Below are 22,158 nucleotides of genomic sequence, written 5' to 3'. Positions count from 1 at the left end.
GCGATGCGATTCTGCGTCTGCTCGCCAACTTTCAGGAGATGTAGCGAACGATGCTTTCGGCCACGCACGCCGGCTTGGGAGAACCCTCGATCTCGACGGTGGTCGACACGGTCGCCTGCGCGGTGCCGTCGCCGAGGTCGTCGACGCTAACCAACGAGCTCTGGGCGCGAACCCGCGAGCCGACCGGGACCGGGGCGGGAAAGCGAACCTTGTTGAGGCCGTAGTTGATTGCCAGCTTGATGCCGTTCACGGTGTACATCTGGTGCTGCAGGCGCGGCAACAGCGAAAGGGTCATGAAACCGTGGGCGATGGTCGTGCCGAACGGGCCGGCCGCCGCCCGCTCCGGGTCGACGTGGATCCACTGGTGATCGCCGGTCGCGTCGGCGAACATGTTGACGTCTTCCTGGGTGATGGTCACCCAGTCGCTCTGCCCGATGGTCTCGCCCGCCGCGGCAGCGAGGTCGGCCACTGAATCGAAGGTGCGCATTGGTTCTCCTCGGGATGCTGACGATGCCCGCATGCACCCTATCCGAGCCGATCATGGCCGTTTCGCGCGACGCTGCGTGGGAAACCCGGATCCATGCCGGAAAACAAGGGCCACAGGGCCGAGGAAGACGTAGAACCCGAAGTGCACGAGGCTCGATCGCGGGCCGCCGAAGGGGACGACGACGGGTCGTATGTGGGGGCGGCGGGTTCCGACGACACCTTCGACGCGGGCGAGACGGGCGCCGAGGCGCGCAGTCAGGACGGCCGGCGGTAGCGCAAGATGGCGGCGTGAGGCTGCTGCTGATCGCCGACACCCACGTGCCACGGCGCGCCCGCGACCTGCCCGCCCGGGTATGGGACGAGGTCGCGCGGGCCGATGTGGTGGTGCACGCCGGCGACTGGGTATCGACCGACTTGCTGGACGCGCTGGAAACCAGGGCCGCGCGGCTGATCGCGTGCTGGGGAAACAACGACGGGCCGGCGTTGCGGGCGCGGCTGTCTGAACGCGCCGGCGCCACGCTGGACGGGCTGCGCCTGACCGTGGTCCACGAGACCGGCGCCACCGCCGGCCGGGACGCGCGCATGTCGCGGCTCTACCCGGACACCGACGTGCTGGTGTTCGGCCACAGCCACATTCCGTGGGACACGACGACAAAGACCGGATTGCGCCTGCTCAACCCGGGATCGCCGACGGATCGTCGGCGGCAACCGTTCTGCAGCTACATGACCGCCGGCATCGACAACGGTGAGTTGACCGACGTGGCCCTGCATCTGCTCGAAAAGTAGCTGGGAGCTAGCCCACACACAGCTCACACCCACATTTAGCTCGTAAACAGAGGTATATGGCCGCTCTGACGTCCAGCACCGATGTGGTCGCCGAGCTGTTCGGCGTCGTCGGCAGGTTTCGCCGGCAACTTCGCCGGTCGGCCGGTGGCGGGCTCGATTCCGCGCGGCTGTCCGAGGCCCAGGCGGAGCTGTTGTGGCTGGTCGGACGGCGACCCGGAATCTCGGTCAGCGCCGCCGCCGCTGAGCTCGGACTGGTGCCCAACACCGCATCCACCCTCGTGTCCAAGCTCGCCGGCAAGGGCTTGCTGATCCGGACCGTCGGCGAGTCGGACCGCCGCGTTGGCGAGCTGCGACTCGCCGAGCCCACCCAGCAGCTCGTCGACGCGTCTCGGGCCGCGCGCCGGGCGCTGGTTTCCGACGTGCTCTGCGAACTCGACGACGACCAAATCGAGTCCCTGACAAAGGGATTGGAGGTACTCGACACGATGACACGACGACTGCAGGAGCGGCGATCATGAGCGAACGACTGCCGATGGCGATCGACTGCCGGAACCTGACCTACCGCTACGGCCAGTTCACCGCGGTCAACGACGTGACGTTGCAGGTGCGGCCGGGCGAGACCATGGGCCTGCTGGGACCCAACGGAGCCGGAAAGACGACGCTGGTCCGCATGCTCACCACGTTGACGCCGGTGCAGCGCGGCGAGTTGCGCATTTTCGGCATGGACGCCCGCGAGCAGACGATCGACATCCGCAGCAACATCGGCTATGTGCCACAACAACTTTCCGTCGAGCCCGCGTTAACCGGGCGCCAGAACGTGCAGTGGTTCGCGCGGCTCTACGGGGTGCCCCGCGCCCACCGGGCCGAGCGGGTGGAACAGGCGCTGGGCGCCATGCAGCTGCTCGACGTGGCCGACCGGCGGGCGGGCGCCTACTCCGGCGGCATGGTGCGCCGCCTGGAAGTGGCGCAGGCGCTGGTCAACCGCCCGTCGTTGCTGGTGCTCGACGAGCCGACGGTCGGGCTGGACCCGATCGCCCGAGACGGTGTCTGGCAGCAGGTGCAGAGCATGCAGGCCCAGTTCGGCATGACGGTGCTGCTCACCACCCACTACATGGAAGAGGCCGACGCGCTGTGTGATCGGGTCGCGCTCATGAACCGCGGTCAATTGCGGGCCGTAGGAACGCCCGCCAAGCTCAAATCGACCGTGTCGCCCGGCGCCACGCTCGAGGACGTGTTCCGCCACTACGCGGCCGAGGACCTGTCCGGCCAGACGGAATCGCCGGGCTCGTTCCGCGAGATCCGTTCCAGCAGAAAGGTTGCCAGCCGTGCCAGTTGACATCGCCCCCGACTCCCCGGCGGCCACCCTGGTTCGCGCCCCGCGCGGGTGGCAACGGGTCCAGGCAACACTTGCGCGGGTCGGTGCGTTCGCGATCGTCGAACTGCAGAAGCTGCGGCACGACCGGACCGAGCTCGTCACCCGGATGGTGCAGCCCGCGCTGTGGCTGCTGATCTTCGGCACCACGTTTTCCAAGTTGCACGTCATCCACACCGGGTCGGTGTCCTATCTCGCCTTCCTGGCGCCCGGGATCATCGCGCAGTCGGCGCTGTTCATCTCGATCTTCTATGGCATACAGATCATTTGGGACCGGGACGCCGGCGTGCTGGCCAAGCTCATGGTGACGCCGGCGCCCGCGTCGGCGCTGATCACCGGCAAGGCGTTCGCGGCCGGCGTGCGGTCGGTCGCCCAGGTCGTCGGCGTGATGGCGTTGGCATACCTGATGAACGTCGGCCTGACGGTCAACCCGCTGCGGATACTGGCGGCGATGGCCGTCGTCATGCTCGGCGCGGCGTTCTTCGCCTGCCTGTCGATGACGCTGGCCGGCCTGGTTCTCAGCCGTGATCGCCTGATGGGGATCGGCCAGGCCATCACGATGCCGTTGTTCTTCGCGTCCAACGCGCTCTACCCCGTCGACGTGATGCCCGCGTGGCTGCACGCGCTGAGCAAGGTCAACCCGCTCAGTTACGAGGTGGACGCGCTGCGGGCGCTGTTGATAGGCAGCCCGTTCAACCCGGCCGACTTCATCGTGCTGGTGGTATCCGCTTTGATCGGAATCGCCATGGCCTCAACACTTTTGCGCCGACTCGTCGCGTAGGCCGCTGAATCGCAATAGCTGCGTGAGCCATTCGTGACCCGAATGTGACGATTCCTGGCTGACTCCCAATCGTTAGCCAACCGCGATCTCCCACCTCGGCCGTGACAGCCCAATTACGCCCTCCCCCTGTGTTTCACTGCGCAGGCGAACAGATTCGACCGTAGTCGTGCGGCATCGAACAAGCGATGAAAGTTGGGATGGGTAGGGAGCTATGTCGTTCTTCGAAGAGGTGCGGAAGGTGAGTGGCGTTGCAGCGAGGATGCCGCGCCGGCTGGCCATCGCGGCTGTGGGCGCTGCCCTGTTATCCGGTCTGGTCGGCGCCGTCGGCGGTGCGGCTACCGCGGGCGCGTTCTCGAAGCCGGGACTCCCGGTCGAATACCTGGAGGTGCCATCGCCGTCGATGGGCCGCAACATCAAGGTGCAGTTCCAGCCCGGTGGACAGCACGCGGTCTATTTGCTCGATGGCCTGCGGGCACAGGACGATTACAACGGCTGGGACATCAACACCCCGGCCTTCGAGGAGTTCTACCAGTCCGGCCTGTCGGTGATCATGCCGGTCGGCGGCCAATCCAGCTTCTACAGCAACTGGTACCAGCCGTCGTCCGGCAACGGACAGAACTACACCTACAAGTGGGAGACGTTCCTGACCCAGGAAATGCCCGGCTGGCTGCAGGCCAACAAACAGGTGTCGCCGTTCGGCAACGCCGCCGTGGGCCTGTCGATGTCTGGCGGTTCGGCAATGATCATGGCCGCCTACTACCCGCAGCAATTCCCCTATGCCGCTTCGCTATCCGGCTTCCTCAACCCGTCCGAGGGCTGGTGGCCGACCCTGATCGGTTTGGCGATGAACGACTCCGGTGGCTACAACGCCAACAGCATGTGGGGCCCGTCCAGCGACCCGGCGTGGAAGCGCAACGACCCGATGGTCCAGATTCCGCGGCTGGTCGCCAACAACACGCGAATCTGGGTCTACTGCGGTAACGGCACCCCCAGCGACCTCGGCGGCGACAACATGCCGGCGAAGTTCCTGGAAGGCCTCACGCTGCGGACCAACGAAACCTTCCAGAACAACTACGTGGCCGCGGGCGGACGCAACGGGGTGTTCAACTTCCCGACCAATGGCACGCACTCGTGGCCCTACTGGAACCAGCAGCTGGTCGCCATGAAGCCCGACATCATCCAGGTGCTCAACAGCATCAACACCACTGCTCAGCCGGCACAACCAGCACCACCAGCCGCCTGAGCCCCTCCCAAGACGGCATGGGCAGCAGCGCACCGGTCAGCGCTGCTGCCCATGCTTTTTGTCCGACCTGTCCTCCAGCAGCGCGCGCCGGTCGGAGTGGAAGTACGTGTACCCGGTCGTCAACGCACACACGGACGTGGCGACCACCAGCATCCACGTGCCGTTGACGACCAGGCTGATGCAGCCGCCCACCACGGCGCCCAAGACGAAACTGCTGAACAGCAGGAAGTAGCCAAGCCAGTCCGCCGCGGTGCCGCCGGCGATGTGACGCTCGATGCCCTGGCCCATCTTGACCAGCGTGCCGGTCACGTAGCTCAGGGGCACGGACACCTCGCCGTCCTTGACGAACGACGTGTTCAACGCGCCAATGGCGAAGGCGACCAACATGATTGGCGCGAAATCCAGGAGGTTTTCTTCCCATCCCTCGTCGAGCACGTCCACCACGGTGGCGGCCAGCAGGCTGAAGGTGGTGAGCACGGTGGGGCCGTGCGGATGCGCGACCCAGAAATGCCTGCGGCACACCGATGCGATCACCACGCCGGCGACGAAGCACACGATCAGCAGCGCCGCCGACACCGACAGCACGATGTCGCCGCGGAAAAAACCCAGCGCGCCGCGCTGGGCATTGCCGGTCATGAAGGTGACGAAGTACCCGGCCGAGTGCGTGAATGCCGTGGCGCCCAGCACGCCGGCCAGCCCGGCCAGCACCCACGACAACCTCGCCTCGCTGTTGAAGGTCTCTCTCCCCACGCGGGACATGCTTTCAGACACGGCCCGTCGGCGCAGCCGCACCTAGGCGGCCGTCAGTCGGGCGATGGATCGCAGCGGGATCGGCAGCCAGCTCGGCCGGTGTCGCGCCTCGTAACCGGCCTCGTAGACCGCCTTGTCCAGCTCGTAGGCGGCCAGCAGCTCCGCCGAATCGCGTGGGTCGGTGCCGGACACCGCGGTGTAGCCGTCGCAGAACGCGGCGCAGTTGCGCTCGACCCATTCCCGGGCGCGGGCGGCCAGCTGCTTGTCGGCGCCCTGGTCGATCAGCGGCCCGTAGGCGGCGTACTCGAACGAGCGCAGCACGCCGGCCACGTCGCGCAACGGCGAATCGGGCGCGCGCCGCTCGTCGAGCGGCTGTCCCGGTTCGCCTTCGAAGTCGATCAGCAGCCAGCTCTCCGGCGTCCGCAGCACTTGGCCCAGATGCAGGTCGCCGTGCACCCGCTGCATGGTGATCGTCTCGCCCGCGAGCTTTTGGAAGCGCTCCTCGATGGTCGCCGCGTACTCCTCGAGCTCCGGAACCTTGGCGACGGTCGACGCCAGCCGGGCCAGCACGGTTTCGACCGGGAACGTGGCCTCCGCCGTGCCGAGGCACTCCGCCAGGGTGGCGTGCACGGATGCCACGGCCTCGCCGAGCCGGCCGGATTCGGCGGCGAAGTCGCCGCCGACCTCGTACGCGTACAGGTCGCCCTCCGCGAACAGGTCGCGCACGCTGGCGGTGGCCATGGCCCAGCCCTCGGCGGCGTTGGACGCGAACTCGGTCACCATGCCCAGGGGCCACGGGTCGCCGTCCGGCGGGAGCATCTCGTAGGTGCCGAGCAACCGCGCCACGTGCGGGTTGCCGGCGCGGGCGAGCGCCCGGTTCAGTTCGATGTCGGGGTTGATCCCGCTGCTGACCCGCCGAAAGACCTTGAACATGGCGTCTCGATCGAAGATCACACTAGTGTTGCTCTGCTCGGCGTCGGAGACGTGCGGCAACGCGTCCAACGGCAGCTCGACGTCCGGCTCCTTGGTAAACGTCACCTCGTCGCCGGACGAGCCGCGCACGGCGCCCGCGTCGATGAGCGAGAGCAGAAACCGCGGCGCGTCGGTGTCATACAGGGCGTCGAACCCGGTGCGGTCGTCGGCCGCCCCGATGGTCGCTACGGTGCTGTACTCGGACACGGGCGCCGAGTCCCACCTGATGATCACCTGGTAGCGCTCCGACGAGCCGTCGGTGTAGCGGGCATCGACGAGGACCAGGTCAAGGTCCTCGCGCAGCGGCACGACGACGCCGGGCTCGGCGCCTGACAGCTCGCGGTTGCGTCCCGCGTACCACCGTTGCTGGGGGAGCCACTCAGACCACGGCAGCTTGCCTGGGTGGGTCATGAATTCTCCTCACATCCGGTCAACTGGAACCAGTAGAACCCGTGTCCCGGCAGTGTCAGCAGGTAGGGCAGGTGACCGATGCGCGGAAACTCCACGTGACCGGTCAGCTCCACCGGCGTGCAACCACTCCATTGCTGGAGGTTCAGTTCGATGGGCTGGGGGAACCGCGACAGGTTGTTGACGCACAGCACGGTGTCCCCGTCGTCCGCCGAGTGCCGCACGAACGCCAGGACCGACGGGTTCGACCCGCCCAGTTCCTCGAATCTTCCGATCGCGAAAGCCTTGTGTCGGCCTCGCACCGCCAGCATCACCCGGGTGAAGTTGAGCAGGGACGTCGAGGTGTCGCGTTGCGCCTCCACGTTGACGGCCTGGTACCCGTACACCGAGTCCTGGCTGGGCGGCAGGTACAGCCGGCCCGGGTTGGCTTTGGAGAAGCCGGCGTTGCGGTCCGGCGTCCACTGCATCGGGGTGCGCACCCCGTCGCGGTCCCCCAACCAGATCACGTCGCCCATGCCGATCTCGTCACCGTAGTAGAGGACCGGCGAGCCGGGCAGCGACATCAGCAGCGCGGTGAACAACTCGATCTGATTGCGGTCGTTGTCCAGCAGCGGCGCCAGGCGGCGGCGGATCCCGACGTTCGCCTTCATCCGCGGATCCTTGGCGTACTCCGCGTACATGTAGTCGCGCTCTTCGTCGCTGACCATCTCCAGCGTCAGCTCGTCGTGGTTGCGCAGGAAGATGCCCCACTGCGCCATGTCCGGGATCGCCGGCGTCTGCGCGAGGATCTCGGAGATCGGGAACCGCGATTCCCGGCGGACCGCCATGAAGATGCGCGGCATCAGCGGGAAATGGAAGGCCATGTGGCACTCGTCGCCGCCGGTGCTGGGATCCCCGAAGTACTCCACGACGTCGCCCGGCCACTGGTTGGCCTCGGCCAGCAGCACCCGGCCGGGGAACTCGTCGTCGACGACCTTGCGGACCCGCCTGAGGAACGCGTGCGTCTCGGGCAGGTTCTCGCAGTTGGTGCCCTCGCGTTCGAACAGGTAGGGCACGGCGTCCAGGCGAAACCCGTCGATCCCCAATCCCAGCCAGAAGCGGATGACGTCGATCATCGCCTCCTGAACGGCCGGGTTCTCGTAGTTCAGGTCGGGCTGGTGGGAGAAGAACCGGTGCCAGTAGAACTGGCGGCGGACCGGGTCGAAGGTCCAGTTCGATTCCTCGGTGTCGACGAAGATGATGCGGGCGTCGGTGTACTTCTCGCTGGTGTCGCTCCACACGTAGTAGTCGCCGTATGGCCCGTCGGGATCGTGCCGAGACTCCTGAAACCACGGGTGTGACTCGGAGGTGTGGTTCATCACCAGGTCGGTGATCACCCGGATTCCCCGCTCGTGGGCGGCGTCCAGCAACGCGACGAAGTCGTCGACCGTCCCGAACTCGGGCAGCACCTTGTAGAAGTCCCGGATGTCATAGCCGCCGTCCCGCAGCGGCGAGTCGTAAAAAGGGGGCAGCCAGATGCAGTCGATGCCGAGCCACTGCAGGTAGTCCAGGCGTTCCATCAGCCCGCGCAGGTCACCGGACCCGTCGGCGTTGGCGTCGAAGAACGCCCGGACCAGCACCTCGTAGAAGACCGCGTGTTTGAACCAGGTCGGGTCGGCGGGCAGCGCGGCGGCATTGTCGAAATCCTCGGCGTTTGGATGCTCGACCACGCCGCCCTCGACGTGGCTGCCCCCCGCGGGATCGTGTTCGACTGCGTCTCTTGCGTCGTTCATCAATTCCACGATGCCACGGGTACCCGACCGGGCGCATCCGGAATCACGGCCGCGATCGGACGGCCAATCGCGATGTGCCGCAAGCGGATCCGACCGGAGGCGGGCATTATCCGCGCGGCATCAGGCCGGCGGCCCGTCCGCCAGCGTCACCGGTCCGCTGCGATCTCCGTCACCTTTGGCGCGCCAGTGCAGGGTGATGGTGTCGCCGGGGTGATGCGGGACGAGCACATCCGTCATCGACGTGGCTCCGGTGATCGGGACGTTGTCGACCCCGGTGATCACGTCGCCGGCCGAGATTCCTGCCGACGCCGCGGGACCGCTGCCGACGACGCGTTCGACGCGGGCGCCGTTGCCGCCGTTGTCCGTCACGCCCAGGCCCAGGAAGGCCGTCGGCCCGATGTGCACCGTGTTCGACGCGGCGCCGGAGCGGATCTGTCCGGCGACCCCCATCGCCGTGCCGATCGGAATGGCGAAACCCTGCCCGCCGGACATCTTGTAGCTGTCGGTGGCGGCGGTGTTCATTCCGATCACCTGGCCGGCCTGGTTCACCATGGGGCCGCCCGAGTCACCGGGCCGGATCGCGGCGTCGGCCTGGATCAGCCCGCCGAGGTTCTCCTCCGCGCCGGTCAGGGTGTCGGTCGCCGAGACGCTCTGGTTGAGTCCGACGACCTTGCCGGCGACCGCGCTGGGCGTCCCGCCCTGACCACCGGCGTTGCCCAGCGCCACGATCGGCTCGCCGATCGAGACCCCGCCCCCGATGTTGGCGGCCGGCAGGCCGCCCCCTCCGCGAAGCTGCAGGACCGCCACGTCCGCCGTCCGGTCGTAGCCGATGACGTCGACGGCGTAGGTCTGGCCGTTGCCGACGGCGAACGCGCTGATGTCGGTGGCCCCCGAGATCACGTGGTTGTTGGTCAGGATGACACCGCCCGGATCGATGACGATGCCGGTTCCCGCCCCCACCGCGTTGTTGTAACCGAACTTGGTGCTGATGTCGACGACCTGCGGCCCGACCTTGCCGACGATGCCCGACGGGTCCAGCGGTGCCAGGGGCCGGTCGTATGCCGGCGACGCGGATGCCGGCGCCGCGGCCATGCCGAGGCCCAGCCCCACCGCGGCCAGCACGCCGACCACCCCTGACCACCGGACGGAGCGGTGGTGCGATTTGCTCATCCCGTCACCTCCTGCGACGCAGTAAGAACCAGAATTCGGCCCAGCCTCCCGGTCTGGGTAACACGACTCGATGGGTATAACCGTAATGCAGATAGCTATTCACAACAGTGGTCAGGCCCCTTGGGCCGGCGCGACGGGATGGGCCAGGTGCTGGCTGACGTCGCCGACCATGTCGATGAGCGTGAGATCGCGGTAGCAAAACCGCCACCGACCGTCGACGCATTCGAATCGGTCGTGATAGCGACCCGTGACGATGGTCTGTAGTGGCAGCTCGTCGGTCTGCTGCAGCACCGTGTAGTAACTGCGGCAGGACGCGGTGCCGGCCTGCTCATCGACCTCGATGATCGGATTGGTCGTCACGTGCTTGGTTCGCGGCGTCCCGTCCGCGTGGAGCACGATCAGCGATTTCCAGATCCCCAGCAGCCGGGCCGAGTCGACGGTGTCCGGGTCGGCCGCCGAGCCGCCGATGCGGATACGAGCGTGTTGGAAGAGCTCCGCAGCACCCGCCAGATCACCGGCGTCGATGCATTCGGCGTAGCGATACAGGAGGTTGGCGATCTGGGTCTCAGCCGGCATGCGGTTAACCTAGCGCGGCGACGATGCCGACCGGAACGGTCGGAGGAGGAGGCGGGCAATTCAACCTAGCGCGGCGCCGGCCCTAGTCTGAGGCAGTGGGCGAATTCGACCCGAAGGCCAGATTCTCACAGTCCCCGATAGCCCGCCTGGCCACCGCCACGCCCGATGGCGCGCCGCACCTGGTGCCGGTGGTCTTCGCCGTCGGCGCGAATGACGTCGTCTACACGGCCGTCGACGCGAAACCCAAGACGACGCGACGGCTGCGGCGCCTGGCCAACATCGAACGCAACCCACAGGTCAGCCTGCTCGTCGACCACTACGACGACGACTGGGCGCGGTTGTGGTGGGTCCGCGCCGACGGTCTCGCCTCCATCCACACCGACGGCGAGGCGCTGGAGAGCGGCTCGCGGCTGCTGCGCGCCAAATACCGCCAGTATCAATCGGTTTCGCTGGATGGCCCGGTCATCGCGGTTGCCGTGCGGCGCTGGTCGAGCTGGCACGCCTGACCGGGCGGGCGACGGCATCGATCCGGCGGGGACAACCCGCCCGCAATTGTGGCCGGCCGGTGGCCTTGTGTTGGGCGGCAGTTGGGGGAAAAGTTGCCTACAGGCGTCCTGTGGTCTGCAACACACCGCGCTACAGCGCGCCGCGGCGCTGCGGAACTGGAGGAAAGTCATGGCGGACAAGGCGAACGCTTCCCTGGGCGCGGCGGCCGCTCCCACCGCAAACGGTCCCGGCGATGTTCGCAACGTGGTCCTGGTCGGGCCCTCCGGTGGCGGCAAGACCACCCTGGTCGAGGCGCTGCTGGTCGCCGCGGGCGTGCTGACCCGGCCCGGCTCGGTCACCGACGGCAGCACCATCTGCGACTACGACGAGGCGGAGATCCGCCAACAACGCTCCGTCGGGGTCGCGGTGGCATCCCTGTCGCACGACGGCGTCAAGATCAACCTGGTCGACACGCCCGGGTACGCCGACTTCGTCGGCGAGCTGCGCGCCGGGTTGCGCGCCGCGGACTGCGCGCTGTTCGTGATCGCCGCGAACGAGGGCGTCGACGAACCGACCAAGTCGCTCTGGCAGGAGTGCAGCCAGGTCGGCATGCCCCGCGCCGTGGTGATCACCAAGCTCGACCATGCGCGCGCGAACTATCAGGAGGCGCTGGCCGCCGCCCAGAACGCGTTCGGCGACAAGGTGTTACCGCTTTACCTGCCGCTCGAGGGCGGCCTGATCGGCTTGCTGTCACAGAAGCGCTACCAGTATTCCGGCGGCAAGCGGACCATCGATCCGCCCGACCCGGCGGACGCCGACCGGATCGAGGAGGCGCGCGGCAGCCTGATCGAGGGCATCATCGAGGAATCCGAGGACGAGTCCCTGATGGAGCGCTATCTGGGCGGCGAATCGATCGACGAGTCGGTGCTCATCGAGGACCTGGAGAAGGCCGTCGCCCGGGGCTCGTTCTTCCCCGTGATCCCGGTCTGCAGCGGCACCGGCGTCGGCACCCTGGAATTGCTGGAGATCGCCACCCGCGGCTTCCCGTCCCCGATGGAACACCCGCTGCCGGAGGTCTTCACGCCGAACGGTGCGACGCACGCGACGCTGGCGTGTGACGCCGATGCGCCGCTGCTCGCGGAGGTGGTGAAGACGACGTCGGACCCCTACGTCGGCCGGGTGAGCCTGGTCCGGGTGTTCTCCGGCACCATCAGGCCCGACACGACGGTTCATGTGTCGGGCCATTTTGCGTCGTTCTTCGGCGAGGGCTCGAATGGGAGCGGACATTCGCACCCCGATCACGACGAGGACGAACGCATCGGCGTCCTGTCCTTCCCGCTCGGCAAGCAGCAGCGCCCGGCGGCCGCCGCGGTGGCGGGCGACATCTGCGCCATCGGCAAGCTGAGCCGCGCCGAAACCGGCGACACCCTCTCGGACAAGTCCGAACCGCTGGTCCTGCGGCCGTGGACGATGCCCGAACCGCTGCTGCCGGTGGCCATTCAGGCGCACGCCAAGACCGACGAAGACAAACTGTCGGTCGGCTTGGGCCGGCTGGCGGCCGAAGACCCGACGCTGCGGATCGAGCAGAACCAGGAAACGCACCAGATCGTGCTGTGGTGCATGGGCGAGGCCCATGCCGGCGTGGTCCTCGACGCCCTGGCCAACCGGTACGGCGTCACCGTGGACACGGTCGAGCTGCGCGTCCCGCTGCGAGAAACGTTCGGCGGCAAGGCCAAAGGACACGGCCGCCACATCAAGCAGTCCGGCGGGCACGGCCAGTACGCGGTGTGCGACATCGAGGTGGAGCCGCTGCCGGAGGGCTCCGGGTTCGAATTCGTCGACAAGGTGGTCGGCGGGGCGGTGCCACGGAACTTCATCCCGAGTGTGGAGAAGGGTGTCCGCGCGCAGATGGAGAAGGGTGTGCACGCGGGTTACCCGGTGGTCGACATCCGCGTCACGTTGTTCGACGGCAAGGCCCACAGCGTCGACTCATCGGACTTCGCGTTCCAGGCCGCCGGTGCGTTGGCGCTGCGGGAGGCGGCTGCGGCGACGAAGGTCACCCTGCTCGAGCCGATCGACGAGATCTCGGTGCTGGTGCCCGACGATTTCGTCGGCGCGGTGATGGGCGACCTGTCGGGGCGGCGCGGACGCGTGCTCGGCACCGAGGCCGCGGGGAACGAACGCACGCTGGTCAGAGCCGAGGTGCCCCAGGTCGAGCTGACGCGCTATGCGATCGACCTGCGTTCGCTGGCGCATGGCGCCGCGTCGTTCACCCGCTCTTTCGCCCGCTACGAACCCATGCCCGAGTCGGCGGCGGCCCGGATGAAGACCACGGCGTGACGCCTCACGGCACTCTCGGCGCGCATCTCAGGGTTGATTCGCGCGCCCGAATTTCTCGGCCACGGCGCGGCGGTCCAGCGAGCCCTTCGCGGTGTGCGGCAGGGCGCCGGCTTCGGTGAAGGTGGCCGGCACCTCGAAGGCCGCCAGCCGCTCGCGACACAACACCGCCAGCTCGGCGGTTGTCGGCGCGGGCGATTCGCGGGGCACGATCACCGCGGCCACCGTCTCCCCGTACATCTTGTCCGGCCGGCCGAACACGGCCACCTCGAGCACGTTGGGATGGGTGGCCAGGACGCCCTCGACGCGCTCCGGCGAAATCTTCTCGCCGCCCCGGTTGATGAGCTCCTTGATCCGGCCCCGGATCGTCAAATCGCCGGCGGCCGAGAGCGATCCCAGGTCGCCGGTGCGCAGCCATCCGTCGGTGAAGTTCGCGGCGGTTATCGCCGGGTCGCCAAGGTAGCCGCGCACCACGGTGGTGCCGTGCAGCCAGACCTCCCCGACGGCCCCCGCGGGCAGGGGCTGGCCGTCGGGGCCCGCGATCCGGATTTCGGGCCCGGTGGACCGGCCGACGAGACCCGGTGTGGCGGCCGGGTTTTCGCTCTGACCGGCTCCGGTGGTGGCAACTTGGTGAGTGGCCTCGGTCATGCCGAAGGCGCACACCACCGGCGCCGAAAACGTCTCCTGCAGCGCCTGGGCGGTCTCCGCGGTGAGCGGGGCGCTGCAACTGCGGATGAAGCGCAGCGCGGCCCGCTTGTCGCCCGCCTGCTCGGTCTTGTTGCGCTCCAACAGGATCTGATGAATCGTCGGGACCGCGGTGTACCAGGTGGCCCGCACGGCGTCGATGTCGTCCCAGAACGTGTGCGCGGAGAACCGCCCGCCCGCCGGCAGGAGCGCCGTGCCCCCGGAGGCCAGCGTCGAGAGCAACGCGGCGATCAGCCCGTGACCGTGGTAGAGCGGCATCACCGCGACCGTCGCATCCTGTGGGCCCAGCCCGTAACCGGCGACGACCGCGCGCACCGAGTCGGCGATGTTCTGGTTGGTCCAGGGCACCATCTTGGGCACGCCCGTGGTTCCGCCGGTGAACATGATCATCGCGTCGTCGTCGGAAAGCCCCTGCGGCGCCGAAACGTCCTGCCCCGGCGGCGTCGCGGCGTCCAGTTGTACCGCCGGCGTGCCCTGCCCGGGGCCGACGGTCACGGCGATCGGCCACCGGCGCAAGTCCGCCTCCCGGTCGTCGCCGGGAGCCACGCCGTCGACCAGCACGGCCCGCGCCCCCACCGCCTCGCTTCGGGTGCGCTGCTCGCCGGCGGGCAAGGCCGGGTCCAATGGAACCGCGATCAGGCCGGCCCGCAGCACCGCCAACAACCCGACGACGAACTCCGCGTTGCTGCCCGCGCGGAGCGCCACGCGATCACCGGCCCCCAGCCCGTTCCGCCTCAGTTGTCCCGCCAGGTCGTCGGCGAGGCGCACCAGGTCGCGGTAGCTGACCGGGGTGCGATCGGAGCCGACGACGAGCGCCGGCGCGTCCGGCCGCCGGCTCGCCGCCACCTCGACCAGATCGGCGACCGTGTGATTGCCTGTCTTCATCGCCAAACGCCTTTCGTTGAATGTGCGAGCTCCTGCTCGAACCATGCCGCGAGACCTCGGTGTACGTCCAATACCGATCCGCTCACTATCGATAACCGCGCGCTATCGATAGACGGCGTGAATCGCTGCATAGCGGCTTAGTCTTGGACACCTGCGCGCACCGAGACGACAGTGATGACTGACCTTAGGTAGCTCACGAGGAGGCCGCCACCATGACAGGTTTGACCGACGGCTTTCACCTCGTCGTCGATGCCCTGAAGGCGAACGACGTCGACACCATCTACGGGATCGTCGGCATCCCGATAACCGACCTCGCCCGCACCGCGCAGGCAGCGGGCATCCGCTACATCGGCTTTCGGCAGGAGGCCTCGGCCGGCAATGCCGCCGCCGCGGCCGGGTTCCTCACCCGCCGCCCGGGCGTGTGCCTGACCACGTCCGGTCCGGGGTTCCTCAACGCCTTGCCCGCGCTGGCCAACGCCACCACGAACTGTTTCCCGATGATCCAGATCTCGGGTTCCAGCAATCGCGCGATGGTCGACCTGCAGCGCGGTGACTACCAGGACCTCGACCAGCTCGACGCCGCAAGGCCTTTCGCGAAGGCCGCATACCGGATCGGCCGCATCGAGGACATCGGGCGCGGCGTGGCGCGCGCGATGCGCACCGCCGTCTCCGGGCGCCCCGGCGGCGTCTATCTCGACATCCCCGCCGATGTTCTGGGTCAGGCCATGGAGGCGTCCGCCGCGTCCGCCACCGTTTGGCGGGTCGTCGACGCGGCTCCGCGGCAGTTGCCGGCGCCGGAGTCGGTCGATCGCGCGCTGCAGGTGCTCAGGCAGGCGCGCCGGCCGCTGATCGTGCTCGGCAAGGGCGCCGCGTACGCCCAGGCCGACGGCGCGATCCGGAAATTTGTGGAGGACACCGGAATTCCGTTCCTGCCGATGTCGATGGCCAAAGGGCTGCTGCCCGACTCGCACCCCCAGTCGGCCGCGGCCGCGCGTTCGCTGGCGATCGCCCGCGCCGACGCCGTCTTGCTGGTCGGCGCCCGGCTGAACTGGCTGCTCGGCCACGGGGAGGCGCCGCAATGGTCCCGCGACGCCAAGTTCGTCCAGATCGACATCGCGGCGTCCGAATTCGACAGCAACCGGCCGATCCAGGCACCGCTGGCCGGCGACGTCGGCTCGGTGATGTCAGCGCTATGTGACGCGGTGGCCGCGGATCCCGTCGCCGCGCCCACCGAATGGGTCGACGAGCTGGCCGAGCGCAGGGCCCGTAACGAGGCCAAGATGCTCGAGCGACTCGCCGACGACCCGCACCCCATGCGGTTTTACAACGCGCTGGGCGCCATTCGCTCTGTGCTGCAAGAAAACCCGGGAGTATACGTGGTCAACGAGGGCGCCAACGCGCTCGATCTCGCCCGCAACGTCATCGACATGGAGTCGCCGCGGCACCGGCTGGACACCGGCACGTGGGGCGTGATGGGCATCGGCATGGGATACGCCATCGCCGCGGCGGTGGAGACCGGCGACCCCGTCGTCGCGATCGAGGGCGACAGCGCGTTCGGTTTCTCCGGCATGGAAGTCGAGACGATCTGCCGCTACCGGCTGCCGGTGACCGTCGTCATCCTCAACAACGGCGGCGTTTACCGCGGCGACGAAGCTCCGGCCGGCTCGGCCCCTCAGAGGGAGGACCCCGCGCCGACCGTGCTGAACGCGCGGGCGCGTCACGAGCTGATCGCAGAGGCGTTCGGGGGCAAGGGATATCACGTCACCACGCCCTCCGCGCTGCGCTCAGCGCTGGCCGAGGCGATCGCCGGCAAGGGGCCGTCGGTCATCGACTGCGAGCTCGACCCGGCCGCCGGTGTGGAAAGCGGACATCTGGCGGGGCTCAACCCGAGCAGCGCGGCGACAGCACCGCCGGTGGTCAGCGCCGGCGCGTGATGCCCAGCAGTTGCGCGTCGAAGAACTCGTTGAGCTGCAACTGTTGCGCGGACGCGGTCAGCGCACGAGCGACCGGCGAGCCCGGCCCGGAGGAGTTTGTCACCAGCGCGATCTCGGCCTTCAGCGCCGGGTCGACCATCTCGACCGCGCGGACATCCGTTCCGAGCGGCGACGTCCACAGCCAGGTGTGCGGGACGATGCAGGCCCAGTTGCCCGTGGCCACCTGCGCCAATAGCGAAGCGACGGAGTCCGTTTCGACCTGTGGGGTGGCGGTGATGCCGTGACCGGCGAAGGCCTCGTCGATGATCTGACGATCCCGCATGTCGGCGGTGAGCAGCGCCAGCGGCAGCTGCGCCGCCTCGGGCCACGTCAGCGTCGACGTGCCGGCGGGCAACATGCTGGCCGTCGACAGCAGCACGTAGTGCTCTTCGTAGAGCGGCACCAGGTTTGCGTCGTGGGCGTCGTCGGTGGCGGTGTGCACGATGGCGGCATCCAGCTCGAACTCGCGTACGCGCCGGTACAGCTCGGTGGCCGCCAGCCGGGAGAGGATCTGCACCTTCACCAGCGGATGCTCCGAACAGAACGCCGAGAGCACCAGCGACGCCGTCGTGGAGGCGGTGGGCACCGTGCCCAGCCGTAGCGTTCCCGCGATGCCGGATCGCACGGCGTGCACCTCGGCCTTGAACGCGTCATGTTCGGCGAGAATCCGTTTGGCCCACACGACCAGTCGCTCGCCCTCGGGCGTGAGGCCCTCGAAGCTGTGTCCACGGTTGATCAGCGTGACGTTGAGCTCGCGTTCGAGCTTGCCGATCGCCGCGGAGAGCGCGGGTTGCGAGACGTAGCACTTCTCGGCCGCCCTGGCGAAGTGGCGTTCCTGGGCGACCGCAACGAAGTACTCCAGTTGACGGAAAAGCACCCGCGCCCTCCTTGGTGTTCGGGCTAGGCCTTCGGGCACCGGCCTGGCTGAGGCTAACACGGCTTTGCTGCCGCGAAAGCCGTTGTGCTGCCACCGGTTTTGCGCGGCCGCCGACGGTTCAACGCTTTTCGGGCGTGGGCGGCGCCGCCACCCGTGCCACGGGCCGGCCCGAGCGGCGGTGGGCACGGGGTACAGCGAACATGTCAATGTTTGCTGAAAACCGGAATGCGCCGACAACCAGTAGAATATCGTTGTGTCCGTCCAACCATCGCAAAGGGTAAGCGCAATGCGTCGAGCGGTTCGTTATCTATTCGTTATGGTAGCGATCATCGGCATGGGCGCGTTGGGCAGCGGCGCCCGCACCCTGGCCGCCGTCCCACTGCCCGAGCCGGTCCCCGGAGTTGCCGCCGTTTTGCCCGCTAACGGAGCCCTGGTGGGGGTGGCGCACCCCGTCGTGGTCACGTTCACCGCGCCGGTCGCCGACCGTCCCGCCGCCGAACGGACCATCCACGTCACGTCGCCGAACGACATGCCCGGCCATTTCGAGTGGGTCGAGAACAATGTGGTCCAGTGGGTTCCGAACCACTACTGGCCCACCCACACACATGTCTCGGTGGGGGTGCAGGCCCTGACGACGGGTTTTGACACCGGTGACGAGTTGCTCGGGGTTGCCAGCCTGTCCGGGCACACCTTTACCGTCAGTCGCAACGGCGAAGTGCTGCGCACGATGCCGGCATCGATGGGCAAGCCCAGCCGTCCCACCCCGATCGGCAACTTCACCGCCCTGGAAAAGGAGCGCAGCGTCGTGATGGACTCGCGGACCATCGGCATCCCGCTGAGTTCGCCCGAGGGCTACAAGATCACCGCGCAGTACGCGGTGCGGGTCACGTGGGGCGGCGTGTATGTGCACTCGGCACCGTGGTCAGTCGACTCGCAGGGCCACGCCAACGTCAGTCACGGATGCATCAACCTGAGCCCGGATAACGCGGCCTGGTACTTCAACCAGGTCAACGTCGGCGATCCCATCCAGGTCGTGTCCTGACCGACCGGCCGAAACCAGTGCGCACCAAGGACATTCCGCGCCCCTGTGACTGCGGCCCGTCGGGCTAGGCGGGCAAGGCGCCCTTGATGGCCGCGTCCTGCTTGCGGCCGATGTCCATCGCCACGCCCGGATCGATGGGATCGTTGGGCGCGCTGTCGAATTCGAGGTTGACGAGCGCCTTGCCCTCGTTGAAGAGCAGCACCGTGATCGCCTGGGAATTGCCGGGGCTGCTACCGGAAATGATGGCCCCGTTGGTTCCGATGTCGACGGGCTGCCACGTTCCGCTGACCTTGCCCGCGTAGTTCGCCTTGGTGTTCTCGATTCCCGCCGCGGCGACCTTCGGGTCGGCGACGATCAGAATCGTGTCCCCGATCCGGCGGCTATTGTCGGCATTGGCGAAAAGCTGCGCGACGCCCGCGGCGTTGTTCGGGTTCAGCACGGGTGGCTGGGGCGTGGTGAAGTCGCCGCCGATGTCGCCGGCCTTGATGAGCAAGTTGCTGTAATCGGTCTGCTGCCCCGGGGAAGGGCTCGTCACCGCGCTCGAACCGGTGGACGACGCGGCCCCGGTCGGCAGCGACGCGGAGGGGGACGAATGGTGGTAGTCGCCGCAGCCGGTGGTCGCGGCGCCGACTGCCCCGGCGACCGCCCAGCCGGCGACGGTGATCCGAGCGCGCTTCATGGGTTCCCTCCGTGTCCATCCCTGTCCCGTCCGCGGCGCCTGACGCTACTGCGAAATGTGGACGGTAACAAGGGGACGGCACACGCCTATGCTGGCCGGAGGCGGAGCCTATTCGTGGGGCAAGGGGGACAGATGGCGGCTGGGGTGGCGCGAGCGGTTCGATTCGACCGCTATGGGGGTCGCGACGTGTTGTACGTGGCGGATGTGGACATGCCGTCGCCCGGCCCGGACGAGCTGGTGGTCGAGGTTCGCGCCGCCGGGATCAACCCCGGCGAGGCGGCCATCCGAAGCGGGGCGCTGCACGACATGTTCCCCGCCACCTTTCCGTCGGGTGAGGGCAGCGACCTCGCCGGCGTGGTGACCGCCGTGGGATCTGGGGTCACCGGGTTTGCCGTCGGCGACGAGGTCCTCGGCTTCAGCTTCCGGCGGTCCAGCCACGCCACGCACACCGCCGTCCCGGAAAACCAACTCATTCGCAAGCCCCCCGAATTGAGTTGGGAGGTCGCGGGTTCGCTGTACGTGGTCGGTGTGACGGCCTATGCCGCGGTTCGCGCCGTCGACCCCCAACCGGGCGAAACGATCGCCGTTTCGGCGGCCGCCGGCGGAGTCGGCGGCCTCGTCGTGCAGCTGTTGGCCCTGCGCAAGTCGGTGGTGCTCGGCATCGCCGGCCCCGGCAACGCCGACTGGCTGCGCGCACACGGCGTCACCCCCGTCGAATACGGGGAGGGCCTGGCCGACCGGCTGCGAGAGGCCGCGCCCGACGGGATCGACGCGTTCATCGACCTGTTCGGCCCCGACTACATCCAGCTCGCATTGGACCTCGGCGTCGCACCCGAGCGGATCGAGACCATCATCTCGTTCGAGAAGGCCGGCGAGGTCGGCGCCAAAGCAGAGGGCAGTGTGGACGCGTCGACGCCGGAAGTGCTCGCCGAGATGGCCGACCTGATCGCCACGGGCGCCATCGATTTCGAGGTCGCCGGAACCTACTCGCTGGACCGCGTCGCCGATGCCTTCGAGGAACTGGAAAAGCGGCACACCCGCGGCAAAATCGTTCTGCTGCCGAACGGTTCACAATGACGTGGCCGGACCGATTATTCCGGCCTGCACGATCTTGATGATCACGAACACGACGGCCACCACCAGATAGCCGCGCAGGGTAAGCAACCCGGCCCGCCGGATCGGTGACATGATCGGCCGGTCGAGCATGGCGACGTTGGGGGTTTGCCAGTGCGCCCGGTCCTGTCGGCGCACGGCCCGCCGTTCGGCGCGCGTGAGGAGCGGTGCGTCGTCGAGCTCGTCGACCTCATTGGGATCCAGGCCGCCGCCGAGCGCCCCCGCGATCGCTTCCGCGTCCCGCAGGTCGCGGTAGCGCCGGCCGGCGATGATCGCGACGGCTCCGCCCACGATGCCGATCGCGGCGCCGGCCGCGAGTCCGGCCTCGATGGTGGCCGTGGATAGGCCAGGGAAGAACGTCGTCGCCGTCAGGGCCAGCGACAAGACCACCAGGCACCACACGACGGTCCACGCGATGATGTTCTGCCGCACCGTGTTTACCCAGGGCCCGAGCACCGCGCGGTCGTTGCACAGCAGCACCAGGAACACCGTCGCCGACGGCAGCAGGACACCCGCGAGGGCCTGCACGCCCTGGGTCACCAGGCCAAGAATGTGGTCCGGGCTGAACGCGACCCCGGCGGACACCGCGAGCAGCACGGCGTACCCCCCGTAGAACAGTGGGGCCTCGCTGATCTTCCAATGCAGCGAGTGCCGCTTGCCCAAGGCGTCACCGACGGCATACGTGGTGGCCAGCCCGATCGCATTGGCGCCGATCAAAGACGCGTCCAGCAGGATGATCGCGAACAACGTGCCCACCGTGCCGCTGAGGTGCCTGGACAAGCCCGAGGCGACCGCACCCGCGTCGGTGAAGCCACCGACGTCGGCGGTGCCGGCCAACCCGAATGCGGTCACCGCCATCAAGGCCGTCGCGCCGGCCATGACGACGACGATTCCGATGACCAAATCGGCTCGGGCGTAGGCGATCCAGCGGGTCGTGATGCGCTTGTCCACCACGTTGGACTGCTGGAAGAACAGCTGCCACGGCGCGACGGTGGTGCCCACTATCGCGACGACGAGCAGCAGCACGGTGGAGTTGAGCCCGCCCGGGAATTGCGGCACCAGTCCGCCCGCCGTTGCTTTCAGCGCGGGGTGCGCCATCAACACCATGGGAATAATCAGCACGTTCACCGCGATCAGCAGGAACATCAGGCCCTCCCAGCGGCGGAACGAACCCCCGGCCACCACCGCGAACAACAACACCGCGGCGGCCGGGATCGCGATCGCCCTGGGGCAGCCCAAGAACCCGAGCGCCAGTGATACGCCGATGAATTCGGTGACGATCGTCAGCGCGTTGAGGATCAGCAGATCACCGACGCTGAAGGCGCCCCAGAACTTCCCGAAGCGCTCGAAGATCAGCCGCGCGTGGCCGACCCGGGTGACCGCGCCCAGCCGCAGCACCATCTCCTGATTCACATACAGCACCGGGATCAGCAGTGCCAGCGTCCACAGCAGGCCCATGCCGTAGTTCTGCCCCGCCTGCGCGTACGTCGCCACGCCGCCGGCGTCGTTGTCGCCGACCATCACGATGAGCCCGGGGCCGGTGATGACCATCAGTGTCCGCAGCCGCCGCCAGCGGCCAGCGGTGCCCGCGCCGTCGCGGCGGATGCGGCCGAACGCGCCGACGATGTCGCCGGCGTGCGCCGAATCCAGCACTGCCTGGGCCGGCCCCTCGGAGGCACGCAGGCCCTCGACCTCCGCGGAAATCGACGTCATCGAATTCTCGCTATCTCAAACAAGTTCGGGCT

21 protein-coding genes are annotated in these 22,158 nt (G+C 68.2%); 11 read left to right on the top strand and 10 right to left on the bottom strand.

Features of this window, described 5'->3' with window-relative positions:
* Positions 1 to 31: 31 nt before the first annotated feature.
* Positions 32 to 487 carry a MaoC family dehydratase gene (locus tag AC5Y2S_RS27630; RefSeq protein WP_499959704.1) on the bottom strand — a complete coding sequence of 152 codons (456 nt, stop codon included), beginning with the start codon at positions 485 to 487 and terminating at the stop codon, positions 32 to 34.
* Positions 488 to 580: 93 nt separating this feature from the next.
* On the opposite strand from AC5Y2S_RS27630, the gene AC5Y2S_RS27625 reads away from it, so the two are divergent.
* The 6 genes from AC5Y2S_RS27625 to ag85C all read left to right on the top strand — a co-directional run bounded on the left by AC5Y2S_RS27625 (position 581) and on the right by ag85C (position 4,668).
* The gene (locus AC5Y2S_RS27625; RefSeq protein WP_499878464.1) at positions 581 to 760 is read left to right on the top strand and encodes a hypothetical protein; all 180 of its coding nucleotides are present in this window, start codon (positions 581 to 583) and stop codon (positions 758 to 760) included.
* Between the two features lie 14 nt (positions 761 to 774).
* A complete protein-coding gene (locus AC5Y2S_RS27620) occupies positions 775 to 1,272 on the top strand; it encodes a metallophosphoesterase family protein (RefSeq protein ID WP_499959702.1) in 498 nt (165 codons plus the stop codon).
* Positions 1,273 to 1,328: 56 nt separating this feature from the next.
* Positions 1,329 to 1,790: a MarR family winged helix-turn-helix transcriptional regulator gene (locus tag AC5Y2S_RS27615; RefSeq protein ID WP_499959701.1), complete on the top strand. Its 462-nt coding sequence runs from the start codon at positions 1,329 to 1,331 to the stop codon at positions 1,788 to 1,790.
* Positions 1,787 to 2,608 (top strand): ATP-binding cassette domain-containing protein, encoded by an 822-nt coding sequence (locus AC5Y2S_RS27610; protein ID WP_499959700.1) that lies wholly within the window; start codon positions 1,787 to 1,789, stop codon positions 2,606 to 2,608. The genes AC5Y2S_RS27615 and AC5Y2S_RS27610 overlap by 4 nt, the downstream gene beginning before the upstream one ends.
* Positions 2,598 to 3,425 (top strand): ABC transporter permease, encoded by an 828-nt coding sequence (locus tag AC5Y2S_RS27605; RefSeq protein ID WP_499959699.1) that lies wholly within the window; start codon positions 2,598 to 2,600, stop codon positions 3,423 to 3,425. Before AC5Y2S_RS27610 ends, AC5Y2S_RS27605 begins: the two co-directional genes overlap by 11 nt.
* 211 nt (positions 3,426 to 3,636) lie before the next feature.
* A complete protein-coding gene (gene ag85C, locus AC5Y2S_RS27600; protein ID WP_499902702.1) occupies positions 3,637 to 4,668 on the top strand; it encodes a diacylglycerol acyltransferase/mycolyltransferase Ag85C in 1,032 nt (343 codons plus the stop codon).
* Between the two features lie 36 nt (positions 4,669 to 4,704).
* Here ag85C and AC5Y2S_RS27595 read toward each other — a convergent pair whose 3' ends face one another.
* The 5 genes from AC5Y2S_RS27595 to AC5Y2S_RS27575 all read right to left on the bottom strand — a co-directional run bounded on the left by AC5Y2S_RS27595 (position 4,705) and on the right by AC5Y2S_RS27575 (position 10,316).
* Positions 4,705 to 5,427: a YoaK family protein gene (locus tag AC5Y2S_RS27595; protein ID WP_499902701.1), complete on the bottom strand. Its 723-nt coding sequence runs from the start codon at positions 5,425 to 5,427 to the stop codon at positions 4,705 to 4,707.
* Positions 5,428 to 5,460: 33 nt separating this feature from the next.
* Complete coding sequence (locus tag AC5Y2S_RS27590; protein ID WP_499959698.1) at positions 5,461 to 6,801, bottom strand: maltokinase N-terminal cap-like domain-containing protein; 1,341 nt, start codon at positions 6,799 to 6,801, stop codon at positions 5,461 to 5,463.
* Positions 6,798 to 8,570, bottom strand: coding sequence for a maltose alpha-D-glucosyltransferase (gene treS / locus AC5Y2S_RS27585; protein ID WP_499902699.1), 1,773 nt, complete (start codon positions 8,568 to 8,570; stop codon positions 6,798 to 6,800). Before treS ends, AC5Y2S_RS27590 begins: the two co-directional genes overlap by 4 nt.
* Before the next feature lie 120 nt (positions 8,571 to 8,690).
* Positions 8,691 to 9,740 carry a S1C family serine protease gene (locus AC5Y2S_RS27580; RefSeq protein WP_499959697.1) on the bottom strand — a complete coding sequence of 350 codons (1,050 nt, stop codon included), beginning with the start codon at positions 9,738 to 9,740 and terminating at the stop codon, positions 8,691 to 8,693.
* A 111-nt stretch (positions 9,741 to 9,851) separates the two neighbouring features.
* Positions 9,852 to 10,316, bottom strand: a complete 465-nt coding sequence (locus tag AC5Y2S_RS27575) for a nuclear transport factor 2 family protein (RefSeq protein ID WP_499902697.1) — start codon at positions 10,314 to 10,316, stop codon at positions 9,852 to 9,854.
* 95 nt (positions 10,317 to 10,411) lie between these two features.
* Between AC5Y2S_RS27575 and AC5Y2S_RS27570 the strand changes: the two genes are divergently transcribed.
* Positions 10,412 to 10,822, top strand: a complete 411-nt coding sequence (locus tag AC5Y2S_RS27570) for a TIGR03668 family PPOX class F420-dependent oxidoreductase (protein ID WP_499902696.1) — start codon at positions 10,412 to 10,414, stop codon at positions 10,820 to 10,822.
* A gap of 169 nt (positions 10,823 to 10,991) precedes the next feature.
* Complete coding sequence (locus AC5Y2S_RS27565; RefSeq protein ID WP_499959696.1) at positions 10,992 to 13,142, top strand: elongation factor G-like protein EF-G2; 2,151 nt, start codon at positions 10,992 to 10,994, stop codon at positions 13,140 to 13,142.
* A 27-nt stretch (positions 13,143 to 13,169) separates the two neighbouring features.
* Here AC5Y2S_RS27565 and AC5Y2S_RS27560 read toward each other — a convergent pair whose 3' ends face one another.
* On the bottom strand, positions 13,170 to 14,729 hold the full coding sequence (locus tag AC5Y2S_RS27560) for a FadD7 family fatty acid--CoA ligase (protein ID WP_499959695.1): 1,560 nt from the start codon (positions 14,727 to 14,729) through the stop codon (positions 13,170 to 13,172).
* A gap of 212 nt (positions 14,730 to 14,941) precedes the next feature.
* Here AC5Y2S_RS27560 and oxc point away from each other — a divergent pair, with 212 nt between their 5' ends.
* Positions 14,942 to 16,663 carry an oxalyl-CoA decarboxylase gene (oxc, locus tag AC5Y2S_RS27555; RefSeq protein ID WP_499959694.1) on the top strand — a complete coding sequence of 574 codons (1,722 nt, stop codon included), beginning with the start codon at positions 14,942 to 14,944 and terminating at the stop codon, positions 16,661 to 16,663.
* Here oxc and AC5Y2S_RS27550 read toward each other — a convergent pair.
* Positions 16,647 to 17,579 (bottom strand): LysR family transcriptional regulator, encoded by a 933-nt coding sequence (locus AC5Y2S_RS27550; RefSeq protein WP_499959693.1) that lies wholly within the window; start codon positions 17,577 to 17,579, stop codon positions 16,647 to 16,649. The genes oxc and AC5Y2S_RS27550 overlap by 17 nt on opposite strands.
* Positions 17,580 to 17,865: 286 nt before the next feature.
* Between AC5Y2S_RS27550 and AC5Y2S_RS27545 the strand changes: the two genes are divergently transcribed.
* A complete protein-coding gene (locus AC5Y2S_RS27545; RefSeq protein WP_499959691.1) occupies positions 17,866 to 18,621 on the top strand; it encodes a L,D-transpeptidase in 756 nt (251 codons plus the stop codon).
* A 64-nt stretch (positions 18,622 to 18,685) separates the two neighbouring features.
* Here the strand turns inward: AC5Y2S_RS27545 and AC5Y2S_RS27540 are convergent, their stop codons facing one another.
* Positions 18,686 to 19,300, bottom strand: a complete 615-nt coding sequence (locus tag AC5Y2S_RS27540) for a hypothetical protein (RefSeq protein ID WP_499959689.1) — start codon at positions 19,298 to 19,300, stop codon at positions 18,686 to 18,688.
* A 132-nt stretch (positions 19,301 to 19,432) separates the two neighbouring features.
* On the opposite strand from AC5Y2S_RS27540, the gene AC5Y2S_RS27535 reads away from it, so the two are divergent.
* The gene (locus AC5Y2S_RS27535) at positions 19,433 to 20,377 is read left to right on the top strand and encodes an NADP-dependent oxidoreductase (RefSeq protein ID WP_499959688.1); all 945 of its coding nucleotides are present in this window, start codon (positions 19,433 to 19,435) and stop codon (positions 20,375 to 20,377) included.
* Here AC5Y2S_RS27535 and AC5Y2S_RS27530 read toward each other — a convergent pair.
* Entirely contained in the window at positions 20,369 to 22,126 is a 1,758-nt protein-coding gene (locus tag AC5Y2S_RS27530; protein ID WP_499959686.1) for an NRAMP family divalent metal transporter, read from the bottom strand. The genes AC5Y2S_RS27535 and AC5Y2S_RS27530 overlap by 9 nt on opposite strands.
* Between the last annotated feature and the right edge of the window lie 32 nt (positions 22,127 to 22,158).

It is taken from the genome of Mycobacterium sp. NGS69, assembly GCF_059812165.1.
Note: the sequence above shows the minus strand (reverse complement) of the source record. Positions and strands in the feature narration are given on the sequence as shown.